Source organism: Streptomyces sp. NPDC058665 (assembly GCF_042714995.1).
Taxonomy (GTDB): domain Bacteria; phylum Actinomycetota; class Actinomycetes; order Streptomycetales; family Streptomycetaceae; genus Streptomyces.
The window spans coordinates 114,379-140,112 of record NZ_JBHXRX010000011.1 but is presented as its reverse complement, the minus strand read 5'-3'; the positions used below and the strand labels follow the sequence as shown (position 1 = coordinate 140,112).

The 25,734-nt window shown below is 71.2% G+C and carries 22 protein-coding genes, 1 tRNA gene and 1 pseudogene; 16 read left to right on the top strand and 8 right to left on the bottom strand.

What is annotated here, in order from left to right:
• Positions 1-61: 61 nt before the first annotated feature.
• The 5 genes from ACFWV8_RS09875 (at position 62) to ACFWV8_RS09855 (ending at position 7,399) form a co-directional block, all read left to right on the top strand.
• A complete protein-coding gene (locus ACFWV8_RS09875) occupies positions 62-1,693 on the top strand; it encodes a carboxyl transferase domain-containing protein (RefSeq protein ID WP_384199331.1) in 1,632 nt (543 codons plus the stop codon).
• An 88-nt stretch (positions 1,694-1,781) separates the two neighbouring features.
• On the top strand, positions 1,782-3,776 hold the full coding sequence (locus tag ACFWV8_RS09870; protein ID WP_384199377.1) for an acetyl/propionyl/methylcrotonyl-CoA carboxylase subunit alpha: 1,995 nt from the start codon (positions 1,782-1,784) through the stop codon (positions 3,774-3,776).
• A complete protein-coding gene (locus ACFWV8_RS09865) occupies positions 3,773-4,708 on the top strand; it encodes a hydroxymethylglutaryl-CoA lyase (RefSeq protein ID WP_384199329.1) in 936 nt (311 codons plus the stop codon). Before ACFWV8_RS09870 ends, ACFWV8_RS09865 begins: the two co-directional genes overlap by 4 nt.
• A 2-nt stretch (positions 4,709-4,710) precedes the next feature.
• Positions 4,711-5,865 carry an acyl-CoA dehydrogenase family protein gene (locus tag ACFWV8_RS09860; RefSeq protein ID WP_384199327.1) on the top strand — a complete coding sequence of 385 codons (1,155 nt, stop codon included), beginning with the start codon at positions 4,711-4,713 and terminating at the stop codon, positions 5,863-5,865.
• A 502-nt stretch (positions 5,866-6,367) separates the two neighbouring features.
• Entirely contained in the window at positions 6,368-7,399 is a 1,032-nt protein-coding gene (locus ACFWV8_RS09855) for an ABC transporter substrate-binding protein (protein WP_384199325.1), read from the top strand.
• On the opposite strand, the gene ACFWV8_RS09850 is transcribed toward ACFWV8_RS09855, so the two are convergent.
• The 3 genes from ACFWV8_RS09850 to ACFWV8_RS09840 form a co-directional block, all read right to left on the bottom strand.
• Entirely contained in the window at positions 7,324-8,049 is a 726-nt protein-coding gene (locus tag ACFWV8_RS09850; protein ID WP_384199323.1) for a lysophospholipid acyltransferase family protein, read from the bottom strand. The two genes, ACFWV8_RS09855 and ACFWV8_RS09850, sit on opposite strands and share 76 nt — an antisense overlap.
• Before the next feature lie 277 nt (positions 8,050-8,326).
• Positions 8,327-8,626 (bottom strand): hypothetical protein, encoded by a 300-nt coding sequence (locus tag ACFWV8_RS09845; protein WP_384199321.1) that lies wholly within the window; start codon positions 8,624-8,626, stop codon positions 8,327-8,329.
• Between the two features lie 10 nt (positions 8,627-8,636).
• Positions 8,637-10,340: a beta-N-acetylhexosaminidase gene (locus tag ACFWV8_RS09840; protein ID WP_384199319.1), complete on the bottom strand. Its 1,704-nt coding sequence runs from the start codon at positions 10,338-10,340 to the stop codon at positions 8,637-8,639.
• A gap of 131 nt (positions 10,341-10,471) precedes the next feature.
• Between ACFWV8_RS09840 and ACFWV8_RS09835 the strand changes: the two genes are divergently transcribed.
• The 3 genes from ACFWV8_RS09835 to glmS all read left to right on the top strand — a co-directional run bounded on the left by ACFWV8_RS09835 (position 10,472) and on the right by glmS (position 13,667).
• Positions 10,472-11,362 carry a DUF4429 domain-containing protein gene (locus ACFWV8_RS09835; RefSeq protein WP_384199317.1) on the top strand — a complete coding sequence of 297 codons (891 nt, stop codon included), beginning with the start codon at positions 10,472-10,474 and terminating at the stop codon, positions 11,360-11,362.
• 89 nt (positions 11,363-11,451) lie between these two features.
• Positions 11,452-11,733 (top strand): hypothetical protein, encoded by a 282-nt coding sequence (locus ACFWV8_RS09830; protein ID WP_384199315.1) that lies wholly within the window; start codon positions 11,452-11,454, stop codon positions 11,731-11,733.
• A gap of 104 nt (positions 11,734-11,837) precedes the next feature.
• A complete protein-coding gene (gene glmS / locus ACFWV8_RS09825; protein WP_384199313.1) occupies positions 11,838-13,667 on the top strand; it encodes a glutamine--fructose-6-phosphate transaminase (isomerizing) in 1,830 nt (609 codons plus the stop codon).
• A gap of 42 nt (positions 13,668-13,709) precedes the next feature.
• On the opposite strand, the gene ACFWV8_RS09820 is transcribed toward glmS, so the two are convergent.
• On the bottom strand, positions 13,710-14,231 hold the full coding sequence (locus ACFWV8_RS09820; RefSeq protein ID WP_384199311.1) for a universal stress protein: 522 nt from the start codon (positions 14,229-14,231) through the stop codon (positions 13,710-13,712).
• A 342-nt stretch (positions 14,232-14,573) separates the two neighbouring features.
• Here ACFWV8_RS09820 and ACFWV8_RS09815 point away from each other — a divergent pair, with 342 nt between their 5' ends.
• The 6 genes and pseudogenes from ACFWV8_RS09815 to ACFWV8_RS09790 all read left to right on the top strand — a co-directional run bounded on the left by ACFWV8_RS09815 (position 14,574) and on the right by ACFWV8_RS09790 (position 19,640).
• Positions 14,574-14,888 carry a hypothetical protein gene (locus ACFWV8_RS09815; RefSeq protein ID WP_384199309.1) on the top strand — a complete coding sequence of 105 codons (315 nt, stop codon included), beginning with the start codon at positions 14,574-14,576 and terminating at the stop codon, positions 14,886-14,888.
• A gap of 404 nt (positions 14,889-15,292) precedes the next feature.
• Complete coding sequence (locus tag ACFWV8_RS09810) at positions 15,293-16,513, top strand: GlxA family transcriptional regulator (protein ID WP_384199307.1); 1,221 nt, start codon at positions 15,293-15,295, stop codon at positions 16,511-16,513.
• A gap of 10 nt (positions 16,514-16,523) precedes the next feature.
• Positions 16,524-17,117: an oligoribonuclease gene (gene orn, locus ACFWV8_RS09805; RefSeq protein WP_329387384.1), complete on the top strand. Its 594-nt coding sequence runs from the start codon at positions 16,524-16,526 to the stop codon at positions 17,115-17,117.
• Positions 17,118-17,384: 267 nt separating this feature from the next.
• Positions 17,385-17,457 (top strand) — tRNA-His (locus ACFWV8_RS09800).
• 226 nt (positions 17,458-17,683) lie between these two features.
• Positions 17,684-18,183, top strand: a pseudogene (locus ACFWV8_RS09795) (hypothetical protein).
• A gap of 32 nt (positions 18,184-18,215) precedes the next feature.
• On the top strand, positions 18,216-19,640 hold the full coding sequence (locus ACFWV8_RS09790; RefSeq protein WP_384199305.1) for a glycoside hydrolase family 1 protein: 1,425 nt from the start codon (positions 18,216-18,218) through the stop codon (positions 19,638-19,640).
• Positions 19,641-19,838: 198 nt separating this feature from the next.
• On the opposite strand, the gene ACFWV8_RS09785 is transcribed toward ACFWV8_RS09790, so the two are convergent.
• Both ACFWV8_RS09785 and ACFWV8_RS09780 read right to left on the bottom strand, forming a co-directional pair.
• Positions 19,839-21,224, bottom strand: a complete 1,386-nt coding sequence (locus tag ACFWV8_RS09785; protein ID WP_384199303.1) for an ATP-binding protein — start codon at positions 21,222-21,224, stop codon at positions 19,839-19,841.
• Positions 21,221-21,955 (bottom strand): response regulator transcription factor, encoded by a 735-nt coding sequence (locus ACFWV8_RS09780; RefSeq protein WP_329387378.1) that lies wholly within the window; start codon positions 21,953-21,955, stop codon positions 21,221-21,223. The genes ACFWV8_RS09785 and ACFWV8_RS09780 overlap by 4 nt, the downstream gene beginning before the upstream one ends.
• Positions 21,956-22,055: 100 nt before the next feature.
• Between ACFWV8_RS09780 and ACFWV8_RS09775 the strand changes: the two genes are divergently transcribed.
• Positions 22,056-22,610, top strand: a complete 555-nt coding sequence (locus ACFWV8_RS09775; RefSeq protein WP_384199301.1) for a hypothetical protein — start codon at positions 22,056-22,058, stop codon at positions 22,608-22,610.
• Between the two features lie 48 nt (positions 22,611-22,658).
• Here ACFWV8_RS09775 and ACFWV8_RS09770 read toward each other — a convergent pair whose 3' ends face one another.
• Together ACFWV8_RS09770 and ACFWV8_RS09765 are read right to left on the bottom strand one after the other, a co-directional pair.
• Positions 22,659-23,561 carry a spermidine synthase gene (locus ACFWV8_RS09770; protein ID WP_384199299.1) on the bottom strand — a complete coding sequence of 301 codons (903 nt, stop codon included), beginning with the start codon at positions 23,559-23,561 and terminating at the stop codon, positions 22,659-22,661.
• 37 nt (positions 23,562-23,598) lie between these two features.
• Positions 23,599-24,048, bottom strand: coding sequence for a hypothetical protein (locus ACFWV8_RS09765; RefSeq protein ID WP_329392433.1), 450 nt, complete (start codon positions 24,046-24,048; stop codon positions 23,599-23,601).
• Positions 24,049-24,332: 284 nt separating this feature from the next.
• Between ACFWV8_RS09765 and ACFWV8_RS09760 the strand changes: the two genes are divergently transcribed.
• Positions 24,333-25,718: a tetratricopeptide repeat protein gene (locus tag ACFWV8_RS09760; protein WP_384199297.1), complete on the top strand. Its 1,386-nt coding sequence runs from the start codon at positions 24,333-24,335 to the stop codon at positions 25,716-25,718.
• Positions 25,719-25,734 lie beyond the last annotated feature (16 nt).

Sequence of the window (25,734 nt, the reverse complement as noted above, 5' to 3'; positions counted from 1 at the left end):
AGCGGTCGTTAACCTGAGAGGGTACGTTAACGCTTATTAACCGTGCGAGGGAGCTCGACCGATGCAGCAGGCACCCGTGCTGGCGAGCGCCGCGGACCCGGCGGCCGAGGCCTGGCGCGCCAACGAGGCGGCGCATGAGGAGCTCTCCGGCGCCCTGCGCGACCGGCTCGCCGCGGCCCGCCTGGGCGGCGGCGAGAAGTCCCGCGCCCGGCATGTGGCGCGCGGGAAGCTGCTGCCCCGTGACCGGGTGGACACCCTGCTGGACCCCGGCTCGCCCTTCCTGGAGCTGGCCCCGCTGGCGGCCGAGGGCATGTACGGCGGACAGGCGCCCGCGGCCGGGGTGATCGCCGGTATCGGCCGGGTCAGCGGCCGTGAGGTGGTCGTGGTCGCCAATGACGCCACGGTCAAGGGCGGGACGTATTACCCGATGACGGTGAAGAAGCATCTGCGCGCCCAGGAGGTCGCGCTGGAGAACAGACTGCCGTGCGTCTATCTCGTGGACTCGGGCGGCGCCTTCCTGCCGATGCAGGACGAGGTCTTCCCCGACCGTGACCACTTCGGCCGGATCTTCTACAACCAGGCGCGGATGTCCGGCGCCGGCATCCCGCAGATCGCGGCCGTCCTCGGCTCCTGCACGGCGGGCGGCGCCTATGTACCCGCGATGAGCGACGAGGCCGTGATCGTCCGCGACCAGGGCACGATCTTCCTGGGCGGCCCGCCCCTGGTGAAGGCGGCGACTGGCGAGGTCGTCACCGCGGAGGAGCTGGGCGGCGGCGAGGTCCACTCCCGTACGTCGGGGGTCACCGACCATCTCGCCGAGGACGACGCGCACGCGCTGCGGATCGTGCGCACGATCGTCGCGACGCTTCCCGGGCGCGGCCCGCTGCCCTGGGGGGTCGAGCCGGTGGAGGAGCCGAAGGTCGACCCCATGGGGCTGTACGGGGCGGTGCCGGTCGACTCGCGCACGCCGTACGACGTGCGCGAGGTCATCGCGCGGCTCGTGGACGGCTCGCGGTTCGCGGAGTTCAAGTCCGAGTTCGGTACGACCCTGGTCACCGGCTTCGCCAGGATCCACGGCCACCCGGTGGGGATCGTCGCCAACAACGGCATCCTGTTCTCCGAATCGGCCCAGAAGGGCGCGCACTTCATCGAGCTGTGCGACCAGCGCGGCATCCCGCTGCTCTTCCTCCAGAACATCTCGGGGTTCATGGTCGGCAAGGCGTACGAGGCGGGCGGCATCGCCAAGCACGGCGCGAAGATGGTGACGGCGGTGGCGTGCGCGCGCGTGCCGAAGCTCACCGTCGTGGTCGGCGGCTCGTACGGCGCGGGGAACTACTCGATGTGCGGCCGGGCCTACTCGCCCCGCTTCCTGTGGATGTGGCCCAACGCCAAGATCTCGGTGATGGGCGGCGAGCAGGCCGCCTCCGTGCTCGCGACGGTCAAGCGCGACCAGATCGAGGGACGCGGCGACCAGTGGCCGGCCGAGGAGGAAGAGGCGTTCAAGGACCCGGTGCGCGCGCAGTACGAGACCCAGGGCAACGCCTACTACGCGACGGCGCGGCTCTGGGACGACGGGGTGATCGATCCGCTGGAGACCCGTCAGGTGGTGGGTCTGGCGCTGACGGCCTGCGCGAACGCCCCGCTTCCCCAGAAGGACAGCAACGCCCCCGGCTTCGGCGTCTTCCGGATGTGAGTGACACATGACCTCCCTGCACACCACCACCGCGCACCCGACCCTCCCGCGCAGCGCCCCGCACACGAGTGCTCCGCGTCCGGCCGGCATGTTCGACACGGTCCTCGTCGCGAACCGCGGCGAGATCGCGGTCCGCGTCATCCGTACGCTGCGCGCGCTCGGCATCCGTTCCGTCGCGGTCTTCAGCGACGCCGACGCGGACGCCCGGCATGTACGTGAGGCGGACACCGCGGTCCGGATCGGCCCTGCGCCCGCCTCCGAGAGCTATCTCGTGAGCGAGCGCCTGCTGGAGGCCGCGGCCCGCTCGGGCGCCCAGGCGGTCCACCCGGGCTACGGCTTCCTCGCGGAGAACGCGGCCTTCGCGCAGGCGTGCGCGGACGCCGGTCTCGTCTTCATCGGGCCGACGGCCTCCGCCATCTCCCTGATGGGCGACAAGATCCGCGCCAAGGAGACCGTGGCGGCGGCGGGTGTGCCGGTGGTGCCCGGTTCGTCGGGCAGCGGGCTGACCGACGACCAACTGGCCGACGCGGCCAGGGAGATCGGGATGCCGGTGCTATTGAAGCCGTCGGCGGGCGGCGGCGGCAAGGGCATGCGGCTCACGCGGGTGGAGTCGGCCCTGCGCGACGAGATCGCCGCGGCCCGGCGCGAGGCCCGCGCGTCCTTCGGCGACGACACGCTTCTGGTCGAGCGGTGGATCGACCGGCCGCGCCATATCGAGATCCAGGTGCTGGCCGACGGGCACGGCAATGTGGTCCATCTCGGCGAGCGCGAGTGCTCGTTGCAGCGCCGCCACCAGAAGATCATCGAGGAGGCGCCGTCTGTCCTGCTGGACGAGAAGACGCGGGAGGCGATGGGCGAGGCCGCGGTGCGGGCGGCGCGCTCCTGCGGCTACCGGGGCGCGGGGACGGTCGAGTTCATCGTCCCGGGCGACGACCCGGGGTCGTACTTCTTCATGGAGATGAACACCCGCCTCCAGGTGGAGCACCCTGTCACCGAGCTGGTCACCGGCCTGGACCTGGTCGAGTGGCAGCTGCGTGTCGCCGCCGGTGAACGGCTCCCTTTCAGCCAGGACGACATCACCCTCACCGGGCACGCGATCGAGGCCCGGATCTGCGCTGAGGACCCCGCGCGCGGCTTTCTTCCCTCGGGCGGGCGGGTGCTGTCGCTGCGCGAGCCGGCGGGCGACGGCGTACGGACCGACTCCGGTCTGAGCGAGGGCACGGAGGTCGGGAGCCTGTACGACCCGATGCTGTCGAAGGTGATCGTGCACGCGCCCGACCGCGCGACGGCGCTGCGCAGGCTGCGGGCGGCGCTGGCGGAGACGGTGACGCTGGGCGTCCCGACGAACGCCGGCTTCCTGCGGAGGCTGCTGGCCCACCCCGCCGTGGTGGCGGGCGAGCTGGACACCGGCCTGGTGGAGCGGGACGCGGACTCGCTGGTGCCGGCGGAGGTGCCGGTCGAGGTGTACGAAGCGGCGGCGGCGGTACGGGAGTCGGAGCTGGCCCCCGCGCCCGCGAGCGACCAAGGCTCCGGCTGGACCGACCCCTTCTCCGTACCGAACGGCTGGCGGATGGGCGGCATGGCCGTGCCGGTCACCCACCATCTGCGTATCGCGGGACATGAACCCGTTGCTCACCGGCTGCTCGCTTCCGGCGCGTCGCACGTGGAGCCCGGCCGCGTCACCGTGACCGTGGGCGGGATGACGCACACGTTCCACCGGGCGGACGACTGGCTCGGCAGGGACGGCGACAGCTGGCACGTGCGGGACCACGATCCGGTCGAGGCGGCCCTGCTCGGCGCTGCGGGCGCGGGAGGGCTCGACGCGCTCACCGCCCCGATGCCCGGCACGGTCACGGTCGTCAAGGTGGCGGTCGGTGACGAAGTGGTCGCGGGCCAGGGCCTGTTGGTGGTCGAGGCGATGAAGATGGAGCACGTCGTCTCGGCCCCGCACGAGGGCACGGTCACGGAGCTGGACGTCACGGTGGGCTCCACCGTCGCCATGGACCAGGTGCTGGCCGTGGTCGCGCCGGTCGCGCCCGCCACGACCACCGAGGCTCCCGCGACTGCCGAGGAGGAGAAATGACACTCCCTATGACGGTCATGGACGAGGGTCTGCCGACCCGGATCCGGATCCACGAGGTCGGCGCGCGCGACGGCCTCCAGAACGAGTCGACCATCGTCCCGACCGAGATCAAGGCGGAGTTCATCCACCGCCTCGCCGCCGCCGGGCTCACCACCATCGAGGCGACGAGCTTCGTCCACCCCGAGTGGGTGCCCCAACTGGCCGACGCCGAGCGGCTGTTCCCGATGGTGCGGGACCTGGAGAGCGTCCGGCTGCCCGTCCTCGTACCGAACGCCCGCGGACTCGACCGGGCGCTCGCCCTCGGTGTCCGTCAGGTGGCCGTCTTCGCCAGCGCGACCGAGTCCTTCGCCAAGGCCAATCTGAACCGGTCCCTGGACGAGTCCCTCGCCATGTTCGAGCCGGTCGTCGCCCGCGCCCGCGACGAGCGGCTCCATGTCCGCGGCTATCTGTCGATGTGCTTCGGCGACCCGTGGGAGGGGCCCGTCCCCGTCGACCAGGTCGCCCGGGTCGTCAGGGCCCTTGTCGACATGGGCTGCGACGAGGTGAGTCTCGGCGACACGATCGGCGTGGCCACCCCCGGCCATGTGCAGAGCCTGCTCGCCACGCTCATCGAGGAGGGTGTGCACGTCTCCAGGATCGGGGTGCACTTCCACGACACGTACGGCCAGGCGCTCGCCAACACCTTCGCCGCGCTCCAGCACGGGGTAACCACCGTCGACGCGTCGGCGGGCGGCCTCGGCGGCTGCCCGTTCGCCAAGAGCGCCACGGGGAATCTCGCCACCGAAGACCTCCTGTGGATGCTGCAAGGCCTCGGTATCTCCACCGGGGTGGATCTCGGCCTGCTCACCGCCACCAGCGTGTGGATGGCCGAACAGCTGGGACGACCCAGCCCCTCGCGCACCGTAAGCGCCCTCTCCCACAAGGAGTCCTAGCCATGCCCCTGGACCACCGGCTCTCCGACGAGCACGACGAACTGCGCCGTACCGTCGAGGCGTTCGCGCAGGACGTCGTCGCGCCCAAAATCGGCGACTTCTACGAGCGGCACGAGTTCCCCTACGAGATCGTGCGCGAGATGGGCCGGATGGGCCTGTTCGGCCTGCCCTTCCCGGAGGAGTACGGCGGTATGGGCGGCGACTACATGGCGCTCGGCATCGCCTTGGAGGAGCTGGCCCGCGTCGACTCGTCCGTGGCCATCACCCTCGAAGCGGGCGTCTCGCTCGGCGCGATGCCGCTGCATCTCTTCGGTACGGAGGAGCAGAAGCGGGAGTGGCTGCCGCGCCTGTGCTCCGGCGAGATCCTCGGCGCCTTCGGTCTGACAGAGCCCGAGGCCGGCTCGGACGCGGGCGGCACGCGCACCACGGCCGTGCGGGACGGCGACGAGTGGGTCATCAACGGCTCGAAGTGCTTCATCACCAACTCGGGCACGGACGTCACCGGTCTGGTCACGGTCACGGCGGTCACCGGCCGCACCGAGGAGGGCCGCCCGGAGATCTCCTCGATCATCGTCCCCTCCGGCACCCCGGGCTTCACGGTCGCGGCCCCGTACTCGAAGGTCGGCTGGAACGCGTCGGACACCCGCGAGCTGTCCTTCTCCGACGTCCGGGTGCCGCTGGCGAATCTGGTCGGCACGGAGGGCCGCGGATACGCCCAGTTCCTCCGCATCCTGGACGAGGGCCGCATCGCGATCTCCGCGCTGGCGACCGGGCTGGCGCAGGGCTGTGTGGACGAGTCGGTGAAGTACGCGAAGGAGCGCCACGCCTTCGGCCGGCCGATCGGGGCGAACCAGGCGATCCAGTTCAAGATCGCCGACATGGAGATGCGGGCGCACATGGCCCGCCTCGGCTGGCGCGACGCGGCCTCCCGCCTGGTCCACGGCGAGCCTTTCAAGAAGGAGGCCGCGCTGGCCAAGCTCTACTCCTCGACGGTGGCCGTGGACAACGCCCGCGAGGCCACCCAGATCCACGGCGGCTACGGCTTCATGAACGAGTATCCGGTCGCCCGCATGTGGCGCGACTCCAAGATCCTGGAAATCGGCGAGGGCACGAGCGAGGTCCAGCGCATGCTGATCGCCCGGGAGTTGGGACTGTAGGTCCCCGCCCAACGGGTTCGCCTCCGGCGGGGGTTGGTGGTGCGGGTCGGTGTCCGGGTGCCGCTCCGGGGTCATGTCCGGACGGCGTGATCTACGCCGCGTGCAACGCTCGTTGGACCCAGGGGAACCAGGCTGTTCACGCGACACAAATCAGCCTGAGTGTCCGGACACGACCCCTGCGCGTCCCCCTTCCATCCCGCGGGCCGGTGCCGGGTTGTGCGGATCCCCCACCGGCGTGAGGGGGGCGGGGTCGCAGGAGGGGTGTGTTCGGACACTCAGGCTGATTTGTGGCGCGTGAACAAGGAGGCCACATCGGGTCCAACGAGCGTGGCACGCGCCGTAAATCACGCCGTCCGGACATACCCCTCCGAAGGCCCCGAACCCCGCCCCCGGCAACGAACCCGCAACCGGAACCCCCGCATACACCGACAAGGAAGGTTAGGCTAACCTACCCGAACTGCCCACCGGCCGGTCTCCGGCGCGTACGAAAGCGGACATCGACATGCCCAACGCACTCCATTCGCCCCTCAGCCGCCGCGGCCTCCTCGCCGCGGGCGGTGCCGTCGGCCTCGGAGTCGCGCTCGCCGCGTGCGGGAACAGCGACGACGACAAGGGGGAATCGGACGCGGCCGGCGACGCGAAGGCGGGCCCCTGGTCCTTCAAGGACGACCGCGGCGAGACGGCCGAGGCGGACAGCGTCCCGAAGAGCATCGTCGCCTTCACCGGCACCGCCGCCGCGCTCCACGACTACGGGATCGAGGTCAAGGGCGTCTTCGGGCCGACCACCACCAAGGACGGCAAGCCGGACATCCAGGCAGGTGACCTCGATGTCACCAAGGTCGAGATACTCGGCAACGTCTGGGGCGAGTTCAACGTCGAGAAGTACGCGGCGCTCGCCCCGGAGCTGCTCGTCACCGCCCAGTGGGTCAAGGGTGAACTCTGGTACGTCCCCGAGCAGTCCAGGGACAAGATCCTCAAGCTGGCCCCCAGCGTGGCGCTCCTGGCCGCGGAGACCACCGTCCCCAAGGCGATCCAGCGCCACGCGGAGCTCGCCGAGTCCCTGGGCGCGGATCTGAAGGCCAAGAAGGTCACCGACGCGAAGGCCAGGTTCGAGAAGGCGGCGGGCCGGCTGCGGGCTGCCGCGAAGTCCCGGCCGGAGATCAGGGTGATGGCCGGCTCGGCGAGCCAGGACCTGTTCTACGTCTCGCTCGCCAAGATGTCCGCCGACACTCTCTACTTCCAGGAGCTCGGGGTGCGGTTCGTGGAGCCGAAGGTGAACGCGCAGGGCTTCTTCGAGGAACTGAGCTGGGAGAACGTCGACAAGTACCCGGCCGACATCATCATGATGGACAACCGTTCCTCCGCCCTCCAGCCCGACGCCCTGACGTCGAAGCCGACTTGGGCGCGGCTGCCCGCGGTCAAGGCGGGCCAGGTCGTTCCGCGGGTCTCGGAGCCCATCTACTCGTACGACAAGTGCGCGCCGATCCTCGAAGATCTCGCCGCCGCCATCGAGAAGGCCGGGAAGGCCGCCTGATCGGCCGGTACGCCGTGCGGGTGCGCGACGGTCCGCCACGCGTCGGTCACCGCGCGACGCGCCTGCGCGGTGGCGGTCGCCGGATCACCGGTCAGCCGCACCGGGGCGCCGATGTGCACCCGCAGGTCCGGGCGGCGCAGGGGCGCGGTCGCCAGGCCCGCGAACTGTCTGAGGGCACCGCCCGAGGTGACGCGCCGGGCGCCGCTCTGTCCGAGGGGAACCACGGGCGCGCCAGTGGCGGCGGCGAGCCGGGCCAGGCCCGTACGGAAGGGTCGCGGCGGCAGTTCGGTGGCGTCCCCGCCGTCCGGGATGCCACCCTCGCCGTAGATGAGGACGAGCCGGCCACGCGCGAGCGCCGCCGCCGCGTCATCGAGGCAGCCGGCGGCCTGCGGGTCGGCGCGCCGGACGGGGACGTGCCCGCCGCGCACGAGCGCGCGCCCGAGGAGCGGTACGCGCCACAGCCCCGCCGCCGCCATCACGACGGGCTCGACGCCCAGTTGACGCAGCGCGGCGAGCACGATCGCCGGATCACTGAGCGAGGTGTGGTTGGCGGCGACGATGCTGCCCGGTGCCAACTCCCCCTCGGCGTCCACCGTGACCGTGAGACGCCCGAAGAACGGCACCAGTGCGGCGGCTGTACGGCTGAGCATGAGAAGCCTCCGGTGTGGACGGCGGACGATGCCTCCCATGCTCGCCAACTCCGCGTACGGCGGCGTGAGTACCGGTACTCAACCGCCGGCCCGGGACGCCCTAGGGCGTGTTTTAGAAGTCCCGTCTGGCCCACGGCGTCTGGCACGCGCGCTCGCCGCGTTGTCGGAGTCATCCAAGTACGTCCAGTACGAGGATGATCCTCCGCCTTGCGATCGCACGCACCAGACGCCGTGGGCCCCGCCCAATGGGCGGACGACGCTACTTCTAAAACACGCCCTAGTCGTAGTCCGGGTAGCCCCAGTCCAGATCGACCACCGCCGACGGCGCGGCGCTCCGGACCGCATCCGTGACGTCCTTCTCGAACGCCGTGCTCCACACGCCGAATCCCCGAACGCTCAACGGCCACTTGCCCGTTGTCACCTTCACCGATAGCGGCTCCCTGAACTTCCGGAGCTGTACCTCGTTCCGGATCCCGTGCTCGGTCAGCACCGCCGCCAGCGCCCCCTTCACCGCCTCCGCCTCGTCGAGGGATTCGAGCGCGCCGACGCGCAGCGCGAGATGAATGTTCACAGACATGCGCCGCACCCTACCGAGCGGACCACGGCACCACCGGGGAGCGGTAGTAGTCGATACCCAGCGCCGTCAGCCTCGGCCCCTGGGCCGCCAGGCGTCCCTTGTACGTGTCCCAGTCCCGCGCCGACTGCGGAGACCAGCCGATCTCCGCGACTCCCGGCAGCCTCGGGAACGCCATCCTCTCGATGTGGTCGCTGGTCGACAGCGTCTCCGACCAGAGCGGCGCCTCGACGCCCAGCACCGCCTCCGGGGCGACACCCGCGTCCGCCAGATAGGTCGCCGGGTCCCAGTCGTACGAGCGGTCCACCTCGACCAGACCGGCCCAGGTCAGGCCCAGGTCGGTGTTCCGGTCGTACTTCATGTCGAGATAGACGCGGTCGGCCGGGGAGAGGATCAGCTTTGTGCCCGTCTTCGTCGCCTCGGCGACCTGGGCGCGCTCGGCGGCGCCCGTGGCGTCGTAGCCCCAGTACTGCGCGACCGCGCCCTTCACCGGGTCCGCGCCGGTCAGCTGGTGCCAACCCACCACGGTCTTCCCGTACTTGGCCACGACCGCCTGCGTCCGCCGCATGAACTCCACGTAGTCCTCATGGCTGGTGGAGTGCGCCTCGTCGCCGCCGATGTGCAGATATCTGCCGGGCGTCAGGGCGGCCAGCTCACGCACCACGTCGTCCACGAAGTCGTACGTGATCTCCTTCGTCGCGCACAGCGAGCTGAAGCCGACGGCCGTGCCGGTGTAGAGCGGCGGCGCGACACCGTCGCAGTTCAGGTCGGCGTACGAGGCGAGCGCCGCGTTCGTGTGGCCCGGCATGTCGATCTCCGGGACGACTTCGAGATGGCGCGAGGCGGCGTAACGCACCAGTTCGCTGTACTGGGCCTTGGTGTAGTACCCGCCGGGGCCGCCGCCGACCTGGGTCGAGCCGCCGTACGTCGCGAGCCGGGGCCAGGAGTCGATCGCGATGCGCCAGCCCTGGTCGTCGGAGAGGTGCAGATGCAGGGTGTTGATCTTGTAGAGGGCCAACTGGTCGATGTAGCGCTTGACCTGCCCGACGGTGAAGAAGTGCCGTGAGACGTCGAGCATCGCGCCCCGGTAGGCGTAGCGCGGCGTGTCGGTGATGGTGCCGCCCGCGACCTTCCAGGGGCCGGGCTGCCTGGTGCGGCTCTCCACCGAGGCCGGGAGGAGCTGGCGCAGCGTCTGGACGCCGTGGAAGAGCCCGGCGGGTTCACGGGCGGTGAGGGTGACGCCGGCACGGTCGGACTCCAGCCGGTAGCCCTCGTCGCCGAGCGCCCGGTCCCGGTCGCCGGACGTCAGCCGCAGCCGGATCCCGTCGTCGCCCCGGCCCCGGCCCCCGCCCCGGTCGTTGTCGGTGATCCGCAGGTCGTAGCCGGTGGAGGGCCTCAGCAGCCCGGCGAGATAGGTGCCGACGCGCCGGGCCTCGTGGGAGCCCGCGTCCACCCGGATCCGGGTCGAGGAGGTGAGTGAGTACGGCGTGTCGCCCGGCCGCACGGAAGCGGGCGCCGGGATGACGTCGCCGAGCGGCGTGGCGCCGGAGGCGGCGACGGAGGGCGCGACGGGAGACGCGACGGCCCCGGACGCGGCCACGCACGAGAACAGGGCGACACCGACGAGCAGCGGGCCGGCCAGACGCACGGACGCGGGTCGGCGGGACGGGAGTCGGGGGGAGGTGGGGGAGGTGGGGGATGTTCCGTGCTGTCTCACAGACGTGCCCCTTCGACGGAGGTCAACTGTGGTGCGGAGCGACCGAACCTTTCCATCGGACTCCCCGGTCCCGTCCGGGTCAAGGTGCGGACCGCTCTTGTCTTCGGCGCCCCGGTGGAACAATCGGCCCCATGGCGGAAATCATCCAGAGGGACGGCACTTGGACCTTCGACGGCGACACCGTGCGCATCGTGCCCGGCAGCGACAAGCGTGTGAATCCGCTGCGCAAGTCGCTCGGCGAAGTCGCCGTGCCGCTCGGGGCGTTGGCGGGCATCACCTTCGAGCAGGGGCGTAGGTCGGGGCGGCTCAGGCTGCGGCTGCGGGAGGGCGCCGACCCGCTGACGAGGGTCGCCGGGGGCAAGCTGGACGACGGCTCCGACCCGTACCAGCTGAGTGTGGACAGCGACCGCACGGGCGTCGCCGAGTACTTCGTGGACGAGGTGCGCAACGCCCTGCTGCTGGACGAGGTCGACTCGGGTCCCACCGACCGCTATCTGCTGCCCGGCCCCTCCCTGCCGATCACGATGGGCGCCGGCGACGGGACCGCGAGCTTCGACGGCGAGCTGATCCGGCTGGAGTGGAACTGGAAGACCGAGGAGTCCAAGTCCTCGCGGGGGATGACCACCCTCGCGATCGGCGACGTGGACGGTGTGGAGTGGCGGCCGAGCGCCGGGATGGAGAACGGCTTCCTGCGCTTCGTGGTCGGCAGGGGCAATTCCCCGGCGCCCAAGTACGACCCGCACTCCGTGGAGCTGTACGGCTTCCGGAAGGACCCGCTGATGGCGCTGGTCGCCGCCTCCGTGGTGGCCCGGCTGCCGCACCCGAACGCGGCGCCCGCCACGGCCCCCGGCCTCGCCAAGGCCCCCGACGGCGCCGATGTGCCCGCACAGCCGGCCGCGGGCGGCGACGATCATGACGCGCTGCTGCGCAGGCTCCGTGAGCTGGGCGAGCTGCACCAGGCCGGGATCCTCACGGAGGAGGAGTTCACGACCGCCAAGCAGGCCGTACTGAAGCGCCTCTGAGCACCGCCCCACCGGAGATCATGGTCACTCCTGCCCGGATTCGGGCAGGATTCTTGCAAAGAACCGCCCCGCACCCGCAGTATCTACGGGTGCTCGAACGCCGTTCACCCTCGCCTCACGACGACCTCGTCGACCATCTGGTCCGCAGTACCGCGCTCCCGCGCGGCGAGGCTGCCCGGGTGGTTCTGGACGTCCTGGCGTATTTCGACGAGACCGCCGAGGAGTTCGTCCGGCGCAGACACCGCGAGCTCCAGGCCGGCGGCGCCGCGAATCCGGAGATCTTCGAGCGGATCGCGGCGGAACTGCCGCACCGCGCGGTGGCGCCGCCCGAGCTGTCCCTCAGGCAGCTCCGGCGGATCGTCTACGGCTGAGCGACGCCGAACCGCGGCCGGCCGCGGAGCGTACGGCCACACCGTCCACGGACGGCGGGCGGTCGGGCACACCACTGAACATTGGCGGAGAGGCAGAGACTGATATGTGCGGAATCGTCGGTTACATCGGACGGCGTGACGTCGCTCCACTGCTGCTGGAGGGCCTCCAGCGGCTGGAGTACCGGGGCTACGACTCCGCGGGCCTGGTCATCACGGGCAAACCGGCCGCCGGCAAGTCCGCGGCCCTGAAAATGGTCAAGGCCAAGGGCCGCGTCCGTGAGCTGGAGTCCCGCGTCCCCAAGCGCTTCGCCGGCACCACCGGCATCGCGCACACCCGCTGGGCCACCCATGGCGCCCCGAGCGACCACAACGCGCATCCGCACCTCGACCCGGAGAACAAGGTCGCCATCGTCCACAACGGGATCATCGACAACGCCACCGATCTGCGCGTGAAGCTGGAGGCCGACGGTGTCGTCTTCCTCTCCGAGACCGACACCGAGGTCCTGACCCATCTCATCGCGCGCTCGCAGGCCGAGACGCTGGAGGAGAAGGTCCGCCAGTCCCTGAAGCTGGTCGAGGGCACATACGGCATCGCCGTCCTGCACGCCGACTTCGCCGACCGCATCGTCGTCGCCCGCAACGGCTCGCCCGTCGTCCTCGGCATCGGCGAGAAGGAGATGTTCGTCGCGTCCGACGTCGCCGCGCTGGTCTCCCACACCCGCCAGGTCGTCACCCTCGACGACGGCGAGATGGCCACCATCAAGGCCGACGACTTCCGTACGTACACGACCGAGGGCTCGCGCACCTCGGCCACGCCGACCACCGTGGAGTGGGAGGCCGAGTCGTACGACATGGGCGGCCACGACACGTACATGCACAAGGAGATCTCCGAGCAGGCCGACGCCGTTGACCGGGTGCTGCGCGGCCGGATCGACGACCGGTTCTCGACCGTGCACCTGGGCGGCCTGAATCTGGACGCGCGCGAGGCCCGCGGGGTGCGGCGCATCAAGATCCTCGGCTGCGGCACCTCGTACCACGCGGGGCTCATCGGCGCCGGGCTCATCGAGTCGCTGGCGCGGATCCCGGCGGACGCGGAGCCGGCGTCCGAGTTCCGTTACCGCAATCCCGTCGTGGACCCCGACACGCTCTACATCGCCGTGTCGCAGTCGGGCGAGACGTACGACGTCCTGGCCGCCGTGCAGGAGCTCAAGCGCAAGGGCGCCCGGGTGCTCGGCGTCGTCAACGTCGTCGGCTCGGCGATCGCCCGTGAGACCGACGGCGGTGTGTACGTGCACGCGGGCCCGGAGGTCTGTGTCGTCTCCACGAAGTGCTTCACCAACACGGTGGTGGCCTTCGCGCTGCTCGCGCTGCACCTGGGCCGTATCCGCGACCTGTCGGTCGCCGACGGCAAGCGGATCATCACGGGGCTGCGCGCCCTGCCCGCCCAGATCGCGGAGATCCTGGAGTCCGAGGCGGAGATCAAGAAGATCGCGGACGAGTACGCGGACGCGAAGTCGATGATGTTCATCGGCCGGGTGCGCGGCTATCCGGTGGCTCTTGAGGCCTCCCTGAAGCTCAAGGAGATCTCGTACATCCACGCCGAGGCCTATCCCGCCTCCGAGTTGAAGCACGGACCGCTCGCGCTCATCGAGCCGGCGCTGCCGACCGTGGCGATCGTGCCGGACGACGATCTGCTGGAGAAGAACCGCGCGGCGCTGGAGGAGATCAAGGCGCGCAGCGGCCGGATCCTCGCGGTCGCGCACCAGGAGCAGCCGAAGGCCGACCAGACGATCCTGGTGCCGAAGAACGAGCCTGAGCTGGACCCGATCCTGATGGGGATTCCGCTCCAACTGCTCGCCTACCACACGGCGCTGGCGCTGGGCCGGGACATCGACAAGCCGCGCAACCTGGCGAAGTCCGTGACGGTGGAGTAGCCATGACGGCGCGTCAGCCGCGCCGAAGCAGCCGTCGGGGGGTTACGGAATGACCACGACGGGCCGCCTGGCCCGTCGTGCCAGCCGTCCCGCCACCGTGCCGAAGATGCGTCCGACGATGCCGTGCGTGGAGCCGACGACGATCGCGTCGGCCGCGTACTCCTGGCCGACCTCTTCGAGCTCGTGGCAGATGTCGCCGCCGCGCTCGACGAGGATCCACGGCACCTCGGTGAGGTAGTCGGCGCAGGCCAGTTCGAGGCCGAGCACCTCCGTGCGGTGGTCCGGCACGTCCACGAAGACCGGCGGCTCGCAGCCCGCCCAGACGGTGGTGGGCAGCCGGTTGGCCACATGCACGATGATCAGGGCGGATCCGAGTCTGCGGGCCATTCCGATGGCATACGCGAGCGCGCGCTCGCTGGACGTCGACCCGTCGAATCCGACGACCACTCCGTGCCGGAAGGCCGGGTCGCAGGAAGTGCGTGTCTCTTCCGCCGCTTGCAGGTCCGACGCGTGGTCGGTCAACTGCTCGCGGTCAGCGGGTTCGGGGATTTCGTGACCGGCCATCGATGTCTCGGCGAGGAAGGTCCTTGTGTGAAGGAGCAACAATTGACGGGGCAACGGAGCTGTGTCTGGGAATCATCTTCCCAACCCCTTACCCGCAAGGGTACGGCGGCACTCCTCATCTGCCCAGGCATGGCCGCCGCACACGCGACGTATCAGGGGAGCATGCCCGAGCCCGCCAGGTATCGCAACGCCCGATGGCCCGTACACAAGGACGCGAGGGGCGGGCCACCCGGGGGGTGGTAAGTGACCGGACGGCCGGACACCTCGTTGATCATGGGTCCGGCCCGTAGTCGACGCAGTCAATCCAGTCACCACAGCCACCCCCGCCATCAGGGAGCTCACGTGTCCGTACGACCGCAGCACCACGGCTCCTCCCCGTCGGACCCTCGGCCCGCGCCGGCCGCGTCGCCCGCTTCCGCCGAATCCGCGAGCGATGTGGTTCGCTGGGCCGCCTTCAGCTGCGTACTCGTGCCGGTGGTGCTCGTCGTGTTCGGGACGTCCGTCGGCGGAGCCGCCGTCCCCGCGCTCGGGCTGCTCGCCGTGACGGCGGCCTGCCGGCTCCTGCTGCGCCGCTCGGAGCGCTCGCTCCGTGATCGACGTACGGTGGGTAACACCAGGCCCCAGGGGGCGCGTCGGGGCGCGCGTACGCATGACTGAAGCGCGCCGGCCTGCTGACGCTTCCGGGCCCGCACACCCGTAAGTTTTCAGCCAACTTCACCCCTGCGACCGATCCTTGGCGAAATGGCCTGTCAACCCCCTTGTCACCAGGGCAGAGAGGTCCTTTCCGGCCGCGAACCGCCTACGGGGACGGGCCATGCGCGCGAGGCGCACTTCCCTGTGGGCCGCGCGAGTGGAACGCTTCGTGATCGAATGCTTCGCGCCAAGTTGCCTTGTCGACATAGCGCCGGATGGAGAACTTGTCACGCCGGCACCACGGGACACAGTAGATTCGATCATGAGTAGCGAACAGTGGGGTCCCGTGCAAAACCGAGGGGAATCGTGCAGGAGCGAAAGACCCGACACGAACGGGGAGACGCGAACACCGAGGGGGGCTTAGCGCCATGAGCCAGGACTCCATTGCCGCACCGGAGTCAGCACGGAAGCTTTCCGGCCGCCGCCGCCGGGAGGTCGTCGCAGTGCTGCTCTTCAGTGGCGGGCCAATCTTCGAGAGCTCCATCCCGCTCTCCGTGTTCGGCATCGACCGTCAGGATGCCGGGGTTCCGCGATACCGGCTGCTCGTGTGCGGTGGGGAGGAAGGCCCGCTCCGCACCACCGGCGGGCTCGAACTCACCACGCCCTACGGGCTGGAGGCGATCGGCAGAGCGGGCACGGTGGTCGTCCCGGCGTGGCGCTCCATCACCTCGCCGCCGCCGCCCGAGGCTCTGGACGCACTGCGCCGCGCGCACGAGGAGGGCGCCCGGATCGTCGGACTGTGCACGGGCGCGTTCGTCCTCGCGGCGGCCGGCCTCCTGGACGGCCGGCCGGCGACCACGCACTGGATGTACGCGCCGACGCTCGCCAAGCGGTACCCGTCCGTCCATGTGGATCCGCGTGAACTGTTCGTCGACGACGGCGATGTGCTCACCTCCGCGGGGACGGCGGCCGGAATAGATCTGTGTCTGCACATCGTGCGCACGGATCACGGGACGGAGGCCGCCGGGGCACTGGCGCGCAGGCTCGTCGTCCCGCCGCGGCGCAGTGGCGGCCAGGAGCGCTATCTGGACAGGTCTTTACCAGAGGAAATCGGCTCCGACCCGCTCGCCGAGGTCGTGGCCTGGGCACTGGAGCATCTGCACGAGCAGTTCGACGTGGAGACTCTGGCCGCCCGCGCCTATATGAGCCGCAGGACGTTCGACCGCCGTTTCCGTTCGCTCACCGGCAGCGCGCCGCTTCAGTGGCTGATCACTCAGCGCGTGCTCCAGGCGCAGCGGCTGCTGGAGACCTCCGACTACTCGGTGGACGAGGTCGCGGGCCGCTGCGGCTTCCGCTCGCCGGTGGCGCTGCGCGGGCACTTCCGGCGTCAGCTCGGCTCGTCCCCCGCCGCGTACCGGGCCGCCTACCGGGCCCGCCGTCCGCACGGGGACCAGCTCGCGCCGGCGCCGGCGGAGCAGGTCGTACCGCCCCAGGCGTCCCCGGGGTCCAGACGGCCCGCGCCGACGGCGGCCCCGTCCGGTCCTCCGGCGGCCCTGCCGCCGGTGCCGGAGCCGGTCAAGTCCTACTCGGAGGCCTTCGTCTCCGGCCAGGGGCGCCCGAGCCTGCCCGGTCAGCGGAGCGCACCGTAGGGTAAGGCGCATGAACGATCGAATGGTGTGGATCGACTGCGAGATGACCGGGCTCTCGCTGACGGAGGACGCACTCATCGAGGTGGCCGCACTGGTCACCGACTCGGAGCTGAACGTGCTCGGCGAAGGGGTCGACATCGTCGTGCGTCCCCCGGACGCGGCGCTGGAGACCATGCCCGAGGTGGTGCGGCAGATGCACACCGCCTCGGGCCTGCTCGACGAGCTGGCGGGCGGCACCACCCTGGCCGACGCCGAGGAGCGGGTGCTGGCGTACGTACGCGAGCACGTCAAGGAGCCGGGGAAGGCGCCGCTGTGCGGCAACACGGTCGGCACCGACCGCGGCTTCCTGCTGCGGGACATGCCGGAGCTGGAGGGCTACCTCCACTACCGGATCGTGGACGTCTCCTCGGTCAAGGAGCTGGCGCGCCGCTGGTACCCGCGCGCCTACTTCAACAGCCCGGAGAAGAGCGGCAACCACCGGGCGCTCGCGGACATCCGCGAGTCCATCGCGGAGCTGCGCTACTACCGCGAGGCGGTCTTCGTACCGCAGCCGGGCCCGGACTCGGACACGGCGAAGGCGATCGCGGCGAAGCACGTGCTGTGACCGAGGGGTGCGCGGCGCAGCCCAGGCGTAACGACCTCGCCTGCGGCAGGGAGCGGATCAGGGAGCGTCGTCATGTGGCTTCGATTGCAAGGCCGAGGAGGGAGGCGACGCGGAGCGTCGTCGACTGACGAGAACGCGGCAAGCGGAGTCGCAGGGCGTCGCGAGCCCGCTCCCTGCCGCAGGCGAGGTCGTAAGTCGGGCGCGAGCACCCTCGCGGACCCTGTACACTTTTTCTCGGCCGGTCGGGTACAGGATTGACCGGACATGGTGGGTATAGCTCAGCTGGTAGAGCACCTGGTTGTGGTCCAGGATGTCGCGGGTTCAAGTCCCGTTACTCACCCTGACGAATGAAGGGCCGGTTCGCGTGAGCGGACCGGCCCTTCGTCGTGTCGCCCCCCGGTCCTTGACACCTCTCGGACGAGCGGGGACCCTCGACCCACTCATGGGAGCGCTCCCACTTCCCATGCCCGGTCAAGGAAGGACGTCATGCGCACGCATTCCCGTGCGTCCCGCCGGCTGGCGGGGCTCGTGGCCGTCGTCGTGCTCGGGGCCGGGGTGGCGGCCGGGTGCGCGGAGGACCCGGCCGAGCCGGCGGCGGGGCACGGCGCGGCGCCGGGCGGCACCGGCACGCGGGCCGCATCACCTACGCCGTGCTGGCCCTGTTCGCCGCCGGGTCGCTGTTCCCGCTCCTCTGGACGGCGATCGCCGCGTCCCGCAACACGACCCGGCTGGCACAGACTCTCTTCAACACGGTCCTGGTGGCGGGCACGGTGGCCGCCGGGACGGTCCTGTTCTCGACGCTCGCGGGCTTCGCCTTCGCCAAGCTCCGCTTCCGGTTCAAGGCGCCGTACCCATGTTGGCGTCGGTCCAGGCGATCCGGAGGTCGCGGAGCAGATTGCCGCCGAACCAGAAGGTCGCGCTCACGGGGCTCGGCCGCGGCTGCATTCCCGACCAGTCGGTGATCATGGCCGGTGCCCTGCTCGGTGCGCTGCCGCTCCTACTGGCCTTCGTGATCTTCGGCAAGCAGATTGTCGGTGGCATCATGACCGGTGCGGTCAAGGGCTGACCGCGCGTTTCTCCCCGACCCGGAGCGCACTCATGTCCCTCAGTTTCCCGTCCGACTTCATATGGGGCACCGCCACCGCCGCCTACCAGATCGAGGGCGGCGCGCGGGAGATCGGCCGTACCCCGTCGATCTGGGACACCTTCAGCCACACCCCGGGCAAGGTCGAGAACGGCGACACCGGGGACACCGCCGCCGACCACATCCACCGCCGGGCCGAGGACGTGCGCCTCATGGCGGACCTCGGCGTGAACGCGTACCGCTTCTCGGTCTCCTGGTCGCGCGTCCAGCCCATCGGGCGCGGCCCGGCCGTCCAGCGCGGTCTGGACTTCTACCGCAAGCTCGTCGACGACCTGCTGGAGCGCGGCATCCGGCCCGTCCTCACGCTCTACCACTGGGACCTGCCGCACGATCTGGAGACGGCGGGCGGCTGGCCGGTGCGCGAGACGGCGTTCAGGTTCGCGGAGTACGCGCGCATCCTCGGTGACGCGCTCGGCGACCGCGTGGACCGCTGGGTGACCCTCAACGAGCCCTGGTGCAGCGCGTTTCTGGGGTACGCCTCCGGGGTGCACGCGCCCGGCCGTACGGACCCGGTGCTCGCGCTGCGGGCCGCGCACCATCTCAACCTCGGCCACGGTCTCGCCACGCAGGCGCTGCGTACCGTGCTGCCCAGACGCGCGCAGGTGACCGTCTGCCACAACGCCGCGGCGGTACGGGCCCGTTCGCAGTCGCCGGACGACCTGGACGCGCGGCGCCGTGTCGACGCGCTGGCGAACCGGATCTTCACCGGGCCGATGCTGTCGGGCGCGTACCCCGAAGACCTGTTCAAGGACACCGCGCGGATCACGGACTGGTCCTTCGTGAAGGCCGACGACGCGGTGACGATCCATCAGCCACTGGACTGGCTGGGCATCAACTACTACACCCCGCACCTGGTGTCGGCCGCGACAGAAACCGGCGCGGACGCCGACCGCCGGGACACCCGCGGCCACGCGCCGGGCACGGCCGGGAAGTCGCCCTGGCCCGGCGCCGAGTCCGTGACGTTCCATCAGCCGCCGGGCGAGGTCACCGAGATGGGCTGGTCGGTCGATCCGACGGGGCTGTACGACGTGCTGATGCGCTACACCCGCGAGGCACCCGGCGTACCGCTGGTGATCACGGAGAACGGCGCGGCGTACGACGACAGACCGGACGCGGAGGGTCTGGTGCACGACCCGGACCGTATCCGCTTCCTGCACGGGCATCTGTCGGCGGCGCACCGCGCGATCGCCGACGGGGCGGACGTACGCGGCTACTTCCTCTGGTCGCTGCTGGACAACTTCGAGTGGGAGCGGGGCTACGGGAAGCGGTTCGGCGCGGTGCACGTCGACTACGGGACGCAGGCCCGTACGCCCAAGTCCAGCGCCCGCTGGTACGCGCGGCTGACGGAGACGGGCGTACTGCCCGACCCGCCCGCCTAGTGCTTCGGGGCGCGCCCCGGCCGGGTGGGGGGTTCGGTGTCCGGCCGGGACGCGGGGGGTGGCGACCGGTGGGGGACGGCAGCCGTGCGGTTGATGCGGTCTCGGGCAGTACGCTAGCTGCCCCGACCCGGACAAGTCGCCGATAACGGGCGGGCGTTGGCGTTCTTGAGGTCCCCTTAAGGAACCATTGCGAGGGGATTAATGGTTGGCCCGGCGGCGCAGCCGGTGGCCGCGGCTCTCCCCGGTGGCGCGTGTCGCGCGCTGCCCGCCGAGCCCGATCCAGATCCGTATCTCCGTGCCGCCGAGCACGGAGCGCCCGATGCGTACGTCTCCGCCGGTGGACTCGGCGACCCGGCGCACGATGTCGAGCCCGAGTCCCGTCGAGCCCTCGCCGGCCCCGCTGTTGCCGCGTACGAGGGCCGCCTCGGGGTCCGCGATCCCCGGGCCGGCGTCCGAGACGAGGACGATCACGGCGTCCTCGGCGTGGTGGACGTCGACGGCGAAGGCGGTGCCCTCGGGGGTGTGCCGGAAGACGTTGCCGAGCAACGCGTCAAGGGCCGCCGCCAGTTCGGGCCTCGCGACCGGGATACGGACCGGGCGCCCCACCCCGGCCAGCCGTACCTTGCGGCCCTCGTCCTCGGCCAGTGCCGACCAGAAGTCCATGCGCTCGCGGATGACCTCGGAGACGTCGCAGCCCACGCCGGGCGTCGTCGCGCGCGTCTGCGGCTTGGCCTTGCGGGCGGTACGGATGATGGTGTCGACCTCACGTTCCAGCTGTGCGACGGCCGCACGTGTCTGGTCGGCGGCCGGACCCTCGCCGAGCGACGCGGCGTTGAGGCGCAGCACGGTGAGCGGGGTGCGCAGCCGGTGCGAGAGGTCGGCGGCCAGTTCCCTTTCGTTGGCGAGGAGTTGGACCACCTGGTCGGCCATCGAGTTGAAGGCGATCGCCGCCGACCGCAGCTCCGTCGGGCCCTTCTCCGGGACCCGTGCGCCGAGTCTGCCCTCGCCCAGGTCATGGGCGGCGCCCGCGAGCCGCTGCGCGGGCTGGACCATCCGTACGCCGAGCCGGTCGGCGACGGCGACCGAGCCCACGATCAGCGCGACGCCCACGCCGGCGAGCACCAGCCAGGCGGTGGTGACCCCGTTGGAGACCTCGTTCTCGGGGACGAACACCTCGATGATGGCGACCTTGCCGGTGGAGATCGCGATCGGCTGAAGGAGCGCGGAACCGCCGCTGACCTCGGTGATGGAGGCCCTGCCGAGCCGCTCGGTGGCGCGCAGGTCCTTCTGCGCGGCCCGTCGGGTGCCGATCTCCATGGGCACGCTGCCCGGCTCGCCGGAGGCGGGCACATGGACGGCCAGCTGTCCGGTGTCCCCGATGGGGCTGGACTGGACGGCCCATTCGAGCTGTTCGCGGCCCTGGGCGATGGAGAGTACGGGGCCAAGGGTCGCGGCCTGCCGTTCGGCGTTGGAGAAGGCCCGGTCCTTGGCCATCTCCTTGATGACGAGCCCGAGCGGAACGGCGAAGGCGAGTACGACCATGGCGGTCACCGCCAGCGAGACCCTGACCAGCGCCCACCTCATGACAGGGGCTCGTACGCGCCGGGGCCGGACGCCGGCGCCCGCGGGGCCGGCGGCTCCAGCTTCACACCGACGCCGCGCAGGGTGTGCAGATAGCGGGGCCGGGCGGCCGTCTCCCCCAACTTCCGCCGCAGCCACGACAGATGGACGTCGATGGTCTGGTCGTCGCCGTACGACTGCTGCCACACCTCGGCCAGCAGCTCCTTGCGTGCGACCACCACCCCGGGACGTCCCGCGAGGAAGGTGAGCAGGTCGAACTCACGCCGCGTCAGATCCAACCGGGCGCCGTCGAGTTCGGCCTGGCGGCGCAGCGGGTCGATGGCCAGACCGCCGACGCGGATGACCCGCGAGGGCGGGTCCTCGGCTGCGGTCGCGCGCGAGCGGCGCAGCACGGCGGCCATCCGGGCCGAGAGGTGCTCCACCGAGAACGGTTTGGTGAGGTAGTCGTCGGCGCCGTCGTTCAACAGCCGTACGATCTCCGCCTCGTCGTCCCGCGCCGTGGCGATGATGACCGGCACGTCGGTGATCCCGCGCAGCATCTTCAGCGCCTCGGAGCCGTCGAGATCGGGCAGCCCGAGGTCGAGGATCACCACGTCGAACCGGAAGTGGGCGACCTCACGCAGCGCCTCCAGGGCGGTGCCGACGCTCCGTACGGTGTGGGAGGCCTCGGTCAAGTGCCTGATGAGGGCGGAGCGTACGAACTGGTCGTCCTCGACCACGAGCACACTTGGCATGGGCGGCACCGTACGCCATCCGGGCGGCCGGGGGGTGCCGGTCGCCCGGGAACGCGGACGGAAGGACAGGCGCGGGGCGAGTGGTGCAGTATGGGCCCCGATGCGCAGAGGACTCGTACATGCCATGGCGTGGACGCTGGCGACCGGGTCGGCGGTCACGCTGTCGTGGTGGGGCGTGCACACCGTCGTGGTGGGCACGGTGTACGACCGGCCGCGGGCGCTGCCGATCACCGGGGAGAACACGACGACGCAGCGCGCCAGGCCGCAGTCCTCGTCGACGCACCGCCCGCCGCCCTCACCCACGAAGTCCGCGGCGTCCTCGAAGGCCCCGGACACCTCGAAGTCGCCTGACGACAAGCCGTCGGCGACCCCGCCCGCGGACGCGCCGGAGCCGAGCCGGTCCTCGGACCCGGGCCCGGACCCCACGGCGGACGCCAATGTGAAGAGCTATCCCGTCGACGGCGGGCGGGTCGTCTTCGATCTCGGCCCGGAGTCGGCGGAGCTGGTCTCGGCGACGCCGGAGGCCGGCTGGCAGATGCAGGTGTGGAAGCAGGACTTCTGGATCCGGGTGACGTTCACGCGGGACGACCGGGAGGTCTCGGTCTTCTGCACCTGGCACGACTCGGCGCCCCGGGTGCAGATCGACGAGCGGTAGGGCCTGTCTTTCGGATCAGGCCCTGAGTCCCGTACGGAGCAGGGGCGTTCAGTCGAAGGAACCGGGCGGCGGTACGGGTGAGGGCCGGGCGTTCGCGTCGGAGACGGGCGCGGCGCCGCCGGTGAAGTCCCTGAGGGAGCGCCCGTGTTCGAGCCGGCCCGGATGCGGGTCGCCCGCGACCCGGCGCGTCAGCCCGGCGATCGGCAACTCCCGGTCGGACGCGAGGAGTACGGCGTTGCCGAAGCGCCGGCCGCGCAGCACGGCCGGGTCGGCGGCGAGTGCCAGCTCCGGGAAGACGGTGGCGGCCGTGGCGATCTGGGACCTCAGATGCGCGAGCGGCGGGCCGTCGGCGAGGTTGGCCGCGTAGCCGCCGCCGGGGCCGAGCACGCGCCGTACGTCGGCGAGGAATTCGGCGCTGGTGAGATGCGCGGGGATCCGGGCATCGTCGAAGACGTCCGTGATCACCAGGTCCGCCCAGCCGTCGGGCATCTTGGCGAGCCCGGCCCGCGCGTCGAGTGAGCGGACCCGGATCCGGGCGCCCGGGTCCAACGGGAGTTCTCGGCGGACCAGTTGGACCAGGGGCGCGTCGAGTTCCACGATCTGCTGGGTGGACCGGGGGCGGGTCGCCGCGACGTAACGGGCGAGCGTGAAGGCGCCTCCGCCGAGGTGCACGACGTGCAGAGGGCGGCCAGCGGGCGCGACGAGATCCGCGAAGTGGCCGATCCTGCGCTGGTAGGAGAAGGAGAGATGCGTCGGGTCGGCGAGATCGACGTGCGACTGCGGGGCTTCGTCGATCAGCAGCGTCCAGGCACGTGCGCGCTCGCGGTCGGGCACCAGCTCGGCGAGCCCGCCGTCGACCTGCTCGGTGACGCTCTCGGATCCAGCTCCTGCCCCGGTCTCGGGGGCGCCTCGTCCACGTCGTCTGTTCTTCGCCGCCGGATTCTTCGCCACCGGTCCATTATCGCCCGGCGGCGGTCACCGGCCTTCGCTACCGGTGGCCGTCCGCGGCCTCGATCAGCCGGGCCGCCTCGCCGAGGGCCTCCCGCAGCACCGCCGGGTCCGTGACCTCCCCGGTCCCGGAGTCCGGGGGCAGCAGCCACGCACCGCCGGTGACAGGCGGCTCGGCCGGCACCCGGAGCCCACGGCCCGCCGTCTCCGTACACGCGCTGCCGGGCATGTCCCAGCGCGCAGCCGTGCCGGGAGGCACCAGAAAGCCGAGGTTGTCGCAGTTGCCGTCGAGGAGCACGGGCCCCACCGCCGGAGCCTCGCCCGCGCCCCGGCGCAGGATGTCGACGGCCTCAAGCCCCTGCCGGGCCGGCACGGTCACCAGGTCGCAGGGCCCGCCGTGGCCGGCGGCTGGGTCGCCGGGCGGCGACTCGCTCGCCTCGGCGGTGGGCGTGTGCTGAGCAGTCGTCCATGAGCTGTCACTGGTCTTCATACCGACCTCCAACTCCAAGAAGGGCGAGCCCTCCTCGTCGGGTGGAGACACATGGCGCGTCTCCACATGGTTCAACGCGCCAAGGCGTCAACAGCTACGGCGAGAGTCCGCCGCAAAGAGTGGCAGTTCATGGCAGATCGAGGGTGAGATATCCGGTTTGTAGCCAAACCCTGTGTAGGCAACTCGTCACAACCGGTACCTTCTTGGACGCCGGAGCGCCGGGAGCGCCGGTCAAGAGGTGAACCGGCAAGCAGGACCCAGGAGTTCCAGGAGAGGTCTCGGCCATGGTGTCGACCAGGGCAGTTCCCAATCTCACCTTCCGCCGGCTGCGCGGTCGCCGCTCGCCGGGGGAGTTCGCGGCGGCCGTACGCAGGGCGGCACGGGAGATCGGTGAACAAGTCGCGTGCGACGCACGTTATATCGGACGGGTGGAGGCCGGCGAGATCCGCTGTCCCAACTACGCGTACGAACGCGTCTTCCTCCATATGTTCCCCGGCCTCACCCTGGCCGACCTGGGCTTCTCGGCACGCGAGACCGTCCGTGGCCGGGCGTCCAGACACAAGGCCGACACCGCTCCGGCGCCGGCCCCGACCCCACCGTCAGCCCCGACCCCGATGTACAGCGACACAGACGACATCAGCGAGGAGAGCGACGTGCGGCGTCGCGCATTCATGACCGGTGGCACCGCCTCGATGGCTGTCGCCTCTCTCGGTATCGGCGCCGCCCCGGCGGCGGCCGTGCCCAGCCCCCGGCGGGTGGGTGAGGCCGAGGTGAGCGCCCTGGAGGAGGCGGTACGCCGGATCAGGCTGCTGGACGACCGGCACGGCGCCGACGGGCTGTACCGGCGGGCGGCGCAGCCGCTGCGGACGGCGTACGCGCTCCTCGACGCGGGCGCCGCCACGCGCGGCGCGACGGCCGGCCGGCTGCACGCGAGCGCGGGCGAACTGGCCATCTCGGTGGGCTGGCTGGCGCACGACTCGGGGCGCTTCGACGACGCGCGCTCGCACTACGCGGAGGCGCTGGCGACCGCACGGGTGGCCGGTGACGCGGGAGTTGAGGCGCACGCGTTCTGCAACACCTCGTTCCTGGCGAGGGACGCGGGCCGGCACCGTGAGGCGGTCCGCGCGGCGCAGGCGGGCCGGCGCGCGGCCCGGGACCTCGCCTCGCCGCGGCTGCTGTCGCTCCTCTCGCTGCGCGAGGCGGGCGGCTGGGCCGGGCTCGGGGACCGTACGGGCTGCGAGCAGTCCCTCGGCCAGGCGCACACGCTCTTCGAGAGCGGACCGTCGGCCACCGATCCCGAGTGGATGTCGTTCTTCGGCGAGCCCGAACTGGAAGTGCTGGAGGCGCAGTGCCGCGCCGCGCTGGGCGACTGGTCGGCGGCGGCCCGGCACGCGTACCGGGCCACGGTCCTCCAGGACCCGCACTTCACCCGTAATCTCGCCCTCTACCGGGCGGAGTTGGCCGTGGACCTGGCGCACGCGGGCTCCCTCGACGAGGCAGCGGCCGCCGGGCACCGGGTGCTCGACCTGATGGACGAGGTCCAGTCGTCCCGTATCCAGGGCATGCTCGCGGGGATGGTGCGGGTGCTGCTGCCCCGGCGGCGTACGGTGGAGGTCGGCGCCTTCCTGGACCGCCACGCGTCGGCGGCGTCGACCGCGCACCGGAGCTGACGGACCGAGAACCGGC

Excerpts from the sequence above, each read along its gene's own strand:
- ACFWV8_RS09875 (WP_384199331.1), top strand. The coding sequence starts at position 62 with ATGCAGCAGGCACCCGTGCTGGCGAGCGCCGCGGACCCGGCGGCCGAG.
- ACFWV8_RS09870 (WP_384199377.1), top strand. The coding sequence starts at position 1,782 with ATGTTCGACACGGTCCTCGTCGCGAACCGCGGCGAGATCGCGGTCCGC.
- ACFWV8_RS09865 (WP_384199329.1), top strand. The coding sequence starts at position 3,773 with ATGACACTCCCTATGACGGTCATGGACGAGGGTCTGCCGACCCGGATC.
- ACFWV8_RS09860 (WP_384199327.1), top strand. The coding sequence starts at position 4,711 with ATGCCCCTGGACCACCGGCTCTCCGACGAGCACGACGAACTGCGCCGT.
- ACFWV8_RS09855 (WP_384199325.1), top strand. The coding sequence starts at position 6,368 with ATGCCCAACGCACTCCATTCGCCCCTCAGCCGCCGCGGCCTCCTCGCC.
- ACFWV8_RS09850 (WP_384199323.1), bottom strand. The coding sequence starts at position 8,049 with ATGCTCAGCCGTACAGCCGCCGCACTGGTGCCGTTCTTCGGGCGTCTC.
- ACFWV8_RS09845 (WP_384199321.1), bottom strand. The coding sequence starts at position 8,626 with ATGTCTGTGAACATTCATCTCGCGCTGCGCGTCGGCGCGCTCGAATCC.
- ACFWV8_RS09835 (WP_384199317.1), top strand. The coding sequence starts at position 10,472 with ATGGCGGAAATCATCCAGAGGGACGGCACTTGGACCTTCGACGGCGAC.
- glmS (WP_384199313.1), top strand. The coding sequence starts at position 11,838 with ATGTGCGGAATCGTCGGTTACATCGGACGGCGTGACGTCGCTCCACTG.
- ACFWV8_RS09820 (WP_384199311.1), bottom strand. The coding sequence starts at position 14,231 with ATGGCCGGTCACGAAATCCCCGAACCCGCTGACCGCGAGCAGTTGACC.
- ACFWV8_RS09810 (WP_384199307.1), top strand. The coding sequence starts at position 15,293 with ATGAGCCAGGACTCCATTGCCGCACCGGAGTCAGCACGGAAGCTTTCC.
- orn (WP_329387384.1), top strand. The coding sequence starts at position 16,524 with ATGAACGATCGAATGGTGTGGATCGACTGCGAGATGACCGGGCTCTCG.
- ACFWV8_RS09790 (WP_384199305.1), top strand. The coding sequence starts at position 18,216 with ATGTCCCTCAGTTTCCCGTCCGACTTCATATGGGGCACCGCCACCGCC.
- ACFWV8_RS09785 (WP_384199303.1), bottom strand. The coding sequence starts at position 21,224 with ATGAGGTGGGCGCTGGTCAGGGTCTCGCTGGCGGTGACCGCCATGGTC.
- ACFWV8_RS09780 (WP_329387378.1), bottom strand. The coding sequence starts at position 21,955 with ATGCCAAGTGTGCTCGTGGTCGAGGACGACCAGTTCGTACGCTCCGCC.
- ACFWV8_RS09775 (WP_384199301.1), top strand. The coding sequence starts at position 22,056 with ATGCGCAGAGGACTCGTACATGCCATGGCGTGGACGCTGGCGACCGGG.
- ACFWV8_RS09765 (WP_329392433.1), bottom strand. The coding sequence starts at position 24,048 with ATGAAGACCAGTGACAGCTCATGGACGACTGCTCAGCACACGCCCACC.
- ACFWV8_RS09760 (WP_384199297.1), top strand. The coding sequence starts at position 24,333 with ATGGTGTCGACCAGGGCAGTTCCCAATCTCACCTTCCGCCGGCTGCGC.